Annotated in this window: 7 protein-coding genes; 1 reads left to right on the plus strand and 6 read right to left on the minus strand. The window is 61.9% G+C overall.

Annotated features, from left to right (window positions below; translation table 11 throughout):
• A partial coding sequence (locus ACIQ47_RS14520; RefSeq protein WP_396438785.1) for a PaaI family thioesterase occupies positions 1 to 269 on the minus strand: 269 nt, incomplete at its 3' end.
• A gap of 96 nt (positions 270 to 365) precedes the next feature.
• Complete coding sequence (locus ACIQ47_RS14525; RefSeq protein WP_396438786.1) at positions 366 to 770, minus strand: MerR family DNA-binding transcriptional regulator; 405 nt, start codon at positions 768 to 770, stop codon at positions 366 to 368.
• Between the two features lie 129 nt (positions 771 to 899).
• Between ACIQ47_RS14525 and ACIQ47_RS14530 the strand changes: the two genes are divergently transcribed.
• Positions 900 to 2054 (plus strand): MBL fold metallo-hydrolase, encoded by a 1155-nt coding sequence (locus tag ACIQ47_RS14530; protein WP_396438787.1) that lies wholly within the window; start codon positions 900 to 902, stop codon positions 2052 to 2054.
• Here ACIQ47_RS14530 and ACIQ47_RS14535 read toward each other — a convergent pair.
• The 4 genes from ACIQ47_RS14535 to ACIQ47_RS14550 all read right to left on the minus strand — a co-directional run.
• Complete coding sequence (locus ACIQ47_RS14535) at positions 2041 to 2991, minus strand: M48 family metallopeptidase (RefSeq protein ID WP_396438788.1); 951 nt, start codon at positions 2989 to 2991, stop codon at positions 2041 to 2043. The two genes, ACIQ47_RS14530 and ACIQ47_RS14535, sit on opposite strands and share 14 nt — an antisense overlap.
• Positions 2992 to 3008: 17 nt before the next feature.
• Entirely contained in the window at positions 3009 to 3758 is a 750-nt protein-coding gene (locus ACIQ47_RS14540) for a lysophospholipid acyltransferase family protein (RefSeq protein ID WP_396438789.1), read from the minus strand.
• Positions 3759 to 3780: 22 nt separating this feature from the next.
• Positions 3781 to 4374, minus strand: a complete 594-nt coding sequence (gene gmhB, locus ACIQ47_RS14545; protein WP_396438790.1) for a D-glycero-beta-D-manno-heptose 1,7-bisphosphate 7-phosphatase — start codon at positions 4372 to 4374, stop codon at positions 3781 to 3783.
• A 13-nt stretch (positions 4375 to 4387) separates the two neighbouring features.
• A partial coding sequence (locus ACIQ47_RS14550; RefSeq protein WP_396438791.1) for a glycine--tRNA ligase subunit beta occupies positions 4388 to 5139 on the minus strand: 752 nt, incomplete at its 5' end.

Below are 5139 nucleotides of genomic sequence, written 5' to 3' on the forward strand. Positions count from 1 at the left end.
GTGGTGACTTCCATGCCTTCTGGCGACACGGTCAGTGCCGCGTAACCGGCAGCAATGTCCGCCAGTGCGCCAATGGCACCACCGTGATAGCCGCCTTGTTGCTGCGTGACCTTGTCGCTGTAGGGCACCGCCAGTTCAACCTGCCCGACCGTGGCCGACAACAGGCGAACACCCAAGTGGTTCATCATGCCCTGACGGGCCAGGCTCTGGGCAACACGCTCGTGGGGGGTCAGGGCTGAGGTCACATCGCATCCGGTGGTTAAGGTCAAGCCGAACTGTAATTGACGTTTACGTCAACGTCAACCAACAGCCGGTGCCCAGCATGCCCGCAACACGGGGTCTCGGCACGGCCCAAACCGCGGGGATCAGTTGGTTGGAACGGCCTTGTTGGCCTTGTTCAGTAAATTTCGGGTTTCTTTTTCGTGGGTTTTGACCTCGTCCAGCGTCGCCTCCAGGTCAGCCAACTGCGACTCCAGTTGCTGGCGGTGTTCGGCCAGCACCACGAGGAATTTTTTGAGCTGCGGCACCGTATCGCGAGGACTGTCGTACATGTCGATCAGTCCCTTGGCTTCGTTGAGCGACAAGCCCAGCCGCTTGGCGCGCAAGGTGAGCTTCAAGCGGGTGCGGTCGCGGGCCGAATACACGCGGTTGCGCGCCCCTGGTCCGGAACGCTCGGGTTCGAGCAAGCCCATGTCTTCGTAAAAGCGAATGGCACGGGTGGTCAGGTCAAATTCTTGGGCCAGATCGCTGATCGTGTAAGTGTTCGCCATGGCGTGGGGTCCTCACCGTCTTGCGCAAGGGGGACAGCCTTGCGAAAAGCCGCCTCCTAGAATAATGATTCATATTTGACGTTAACGTTAACGTCAATGGTCCGAATGCTAACCGAAACCACCCCCTGCATGCCTGATTCGTCCCACGCCACGCCCGCCCCCGAGTTGCGAACGGCCATGCCGCCGCTGCTTTACCCCCTGGGCGAGCACCTGCCGCAGTCCGGCACGGTCACCGAAGTGGCACCTGGCGTGTTCTGGTTGCGCATGGGCCTTCCCTTTGCCCTCAACCACATCAACCTGTGGCTGCTGCGTGACCGCCTGCCCCACCCCACGCAAGCCGACGTGATGCAAGAGGGATGGACGGCGGTGGACTGCGGCGTCGACAACCCTGCTACCCGTGAGGCTTGGCTGCAGGTGGAGCAACAGGTGCTGCAAGGCCTGCCGATCCTGCGCGTGTTGGTGACCCACATGCACCCGGACCACATGGGCCTGGCCCATTGGTTGTGCGAGCGCTGGCAAGCCCCTTTGTGGATGAGCACCAGCGAATACCAGTCGGCGCTGCTCGCTTGCAGCGGACTGTCCAATTTTGGCGGGGCACCTACCGTGGCTTTTTTCACAGCGCATGGCTGGAACAAGCCTGACGAACTGGCACAGGTGCAGGCCCGGGTGGGCTATTACCCCAGCATGGTGCCGAAAATTCCCACCGCCTATGTGCGCTTGATGGACAGAGCGCGTGTGCGCATCGGCGAGCGCATCTGGCAGTGCATCAGCGGCTATGGCCACTCGCCCGAACACATGGCTTTGCTCGATGCGCAACAGCAGTTGATGATCAGCGGCGACATGCTGCTGCCGTCCATTTCCACCAATGTCAGTGTGTATGCGATGGAGCCCGACAGCAACCCGCTGCAGCTGTTTCTGGACTCGCTGCAGCGCATGGCGCACCTGCCGGACACCACCTTGGTGTTGCCCTCGCACGGGCGGCCTTTTCAAGGCGCCGCCACCCGCATCGCCCAACTGCAAACCCACCACCAAGATCGCCTGGCCGAACTGCTGAGCGCCTGCACAGTGCATGCGCACTGCGCCCACGAACTGCTGCCCGTGCTCTTCAAACGCCCCTTGGACGTACACCAAACCACCTTCGCCTTGGGCGAAGCCGTGGCCCACCTGAACCTGCTGTGGCTGTCCGGTCAAATGCAGCGCGAACGCGGGGCCGATGGGGTGGTGCGGTTCAGCACCGGCCTGTCAGACGCGCCTTCACCCGAGGCCCACCTCAGTCTTCTTTGAGGTCCACCGGTGCCTGGCGCAAGGCTTTGCGGCGCTCTGCGTAGTCGGGCATGACCTCGCCCACGGTTTCCCAAAAGCGGGGGCTGTGGTTCATCTCGCGCAGGTGCGCCAGCTCGTGCACCACCACGTAATCGATCTGGCTGATGGGCAAGTGGATGAGCCGCCAATTCAGGCGGATGTGGCCGTCGACGCGGGCGCTGCCCCAGCGCGTGCTGGCGCTGGACAGGCTGAGCTTTTGCCAACTCACACCCAACAGGGGTGCAAAGTGGTGCAGGCGCTCTTCAAACAAGGCCTTGGCCTGCTTTTTGAGCCAAGCTTGCGCAGCATCGCGCACCTGGGTCACCGAGGCACCCGGCGGCACCGTCACGGGCAGCACCTGCTCGGGCGGAATGTCTTGACCCAGCACCCGCCCCACACCGCGCTCGAGCACACACAGCTGCACCGTGCGTCCCAAAAACGGCACCTCGGCTCCATGCCGCCACTCGATGGCTTTTTGAAACTGTTCTGTCTGCCGCTCTTTGAATTGCTGCAACTTGGCCACAATCCAGGCGCCTTTTTCTTGCACCGCGGCATCCACCTCGCGCATCGTCACCCAGTTGGGCGAACGCACCACCAAACCATCGGCTCCCACCAGAAAGCCGATGCTCTTGCGGCGCGAGCGTTCAAAACGGTAAGACACCGTGACGCCCTGCAGCTGGGCGTGGCGGTTGGCGGCGGGGTGGGTAAAGCCCCAGGGACTGCCCTCTGGGTGGGCTGAAGGCTTTTCTTGATCCCCTGAGCTGGGGACTGACGCAGAAGGCGAAGAAGGTGCTGGAGGTGCAGATGAAATACCCGGCACACGCGCATCTGCTGCGGGGGCAACCGAGGCGGGCGTTGCGGGCTGCACCGGGTCACCCCCAGTGAAAAAGTCCAGCACAAACTGCAAAGGCGCGCGCATGCTTCGCCCAGCCTTGGTCATTGCCCGGAGGCAGCGGGGTAAGCCTCGGGGTCAAGGCGGTGCATTTCAGATTCGATCCAGGTCTCGACCTCCAGCATCAACTCGTCGGCACTGCGGCCTTCACTGGGGATGGCCTGCCCAATCGAGATGTCCACCACCCCGGGTTTTTTGACGAAAGCACGGGTGGGCCAGCAACGCGCCGAGGTGACGGCAATCGGAATCACCGGCACACCGGCGGCAATGGCCAGGCGCGCACCGCCGCTTTTGTACTCGCCCTTTTGGCCACGCGCAATGCGTGTGCCTTCGGGGAACATGATCACCCACACCCCCTCGGCCATCAACCTGCGGCCTTGCTGGACCACTTTGGCAAAGGCGCGAGAGCGCTGCTTGCGGTCGATGTGGATCATGTCCATGCGCGCCATGGCCCAGCCAAAGAACGGCACATGCAGCAGCTCTTTTTTGAACACATAGGCCAGTGGGTGCGGCATGATCGCAGGCATCACAAAGGTCTCCCAGGTCGACTGGTGCTTGACCAACAAGACGGCTGGGTCCTTGGTGCCTTGGGGCAAGTTTTCCATGCCATGGATGCGGTTTTCGATGCCCAAAATCCAGGTGCCACTGTTGACAGCGAGGCGCAGCCAGCCAGCGCAGATCCAGTACAAGCGCGTGCTGCTGACAAAGTAGGAAATCAGCACCACAAACAGCGCCCAAGGCACCACAGTGATGGCCATCCAAAGCACATGGGCGAGTGAGCGAATGAAGTTCATGCAGCAGGCGGTCTGGTGGGTTTCAAGGGTTGACAGTCGGGGCCGTGATGTGCCGAAGCGTTTCAGGCTGGCCCAAGAAATGGTCGACAAACGCGGCCAAGTCGGCGTGGACTTGGGTGTCGGGCGGGAACCCAGCGGGCAAACTGTTGACATCCCCTCGGGAGTGGCGTCCGCTCAACACCCAATGCGGCGCACAACCCGCTGCCTGTGCCGCCTGCATGTCACGCAGCCTGTCGCCCACATAAGGCACGCCCTTCAGGGAGATGCCATAGCGCTCTTCAATCTGGTGCAGCAACCCTGGCGCAGGCTTGCGGCAATTGCAGCCTTCGTCTGCCGAATGGGGGCAGTAAAAAATCGCATCGATACGGCCACCCAAAGCGGCCAGAGACTTGAGCATGAAGGCGTGCACCGCATTGAGCGCGGCCATGTCAAAAAGCCCACGACCCAGGCCCGTTTGGTTGGTGGCCAACACCACATGGAACCCAGCGTGGTTCAGCCGGCTGATGGCCTCCAACGCGCCAGGCAGGGGGTGCCACTCCTCGGGCGATTTGACGAACTCTTCACTGGCCCGGTTGATGGTGCCATCGCGGTCCAAAATGACGAGCTTGGTGTGCATGGGCGCTTTCAGTTCAGGTGGCCAGACGCGACAAGTCGGCCACGCGGTTCATGGCCACATGCAGCGACTTGAGCAGGCCTTGGCGGTTCAGGCGCAGGTGCATTTCTTCGGCGTTGACCATCACATCGTCAAAGAAGGCATCCACCGGGGCGCGCAGCGCGGCCAGGGTTTGCAAGCTGGCGGTGTAGTCGCCCGCCTTGAACTGCGCCTCGGATTCAGGCAACAACTTTTGCATGGCGGCGTACAGGCCTTTTTCGGCGTCTTCTTGCAACAGCGCAGGGTTGACGTGGGCGTCCACCTCACCGGCTTTTTTCAGGATGTTGCCAATGCGCTTGTTGGCTGCGGCCAAAGCGGGTGCTTCGGGCAGGGCCGCAAAAGCTCGCACCGCCTGAAGACGAGTGGGAATGGATGACCACTGGCCGAGCTTTTGCGCGAAGATGGCGGCATCAACTTCCGCGATTGAAAACCCGGCCTCACGGAAGTAACCGCGAAGTCGTTCGACCAAAAACTCGTCCAATTCGACGCTCTTGTCTTGGACCACTGCAGCCGGAAAGACGGTGAGGGCCTGGCGGGTCAGCTCGAAAAAATTGAGCTTCAAGCGGGCTTCTACCAACATCCGCACCACGCCCAAAGCGTGGCGACGCAGCGCAAACGGGTCTTTGTCGCCCGTGGGCACGTTGCCAATACCGAACATGCCGACCAGGGTTTCGAGTTTGTCGGCCAGCGCCACGACCAGGCCCACGTGGTTGCGCGGCAACTCGTCGC

The sequence above is a fragment of the Limnohabitans sp. genome, assembly GCF_044373035.1.
Lineage (GTDB): Bacteria > Pseudomonadota > Gammaproteobacteria > Burkholderiales > Burkholderiaceae_C > Limnohabitans_A.

Coding starts and splice junctions, on each gene's coding strand:
- ACIQ47_RS14525 (WP_396438786.1), bottom strand. CDS start 770: ATGGCGAACACTTACACGATCAGCGATCTGGCCCAAGAATTTGACCTG.
- ACIQ47_RS14530 (WP_396438787.1), top strand. CDS start 900: ATGCCTGATTCGTCCCACGCCACGCCCGCCCCCGAGTTGCGAACGGCC.
- ACIQ47_RS14535 (WP_396438788.1), bottom strand. CDS start 2,991: ATGCGCGCGCCTTTGCAGTTTGTGCTGGACTTTTTCACTGGGGGTGAC.
- ACIQ47_RS14540 (WP_396438789.1), bottom strand. CDS start 3,758: ATGAACTTCATTCGCTCACTCGCCCATGTGCTTTGGATGGCCATCACT.
- gmhB (WP_396438790.1), bottom strand. CDS start 4,374: ATGCACACCAAGCTCGTCATTTTGGACCGCGATGGCACCATCAACCGG.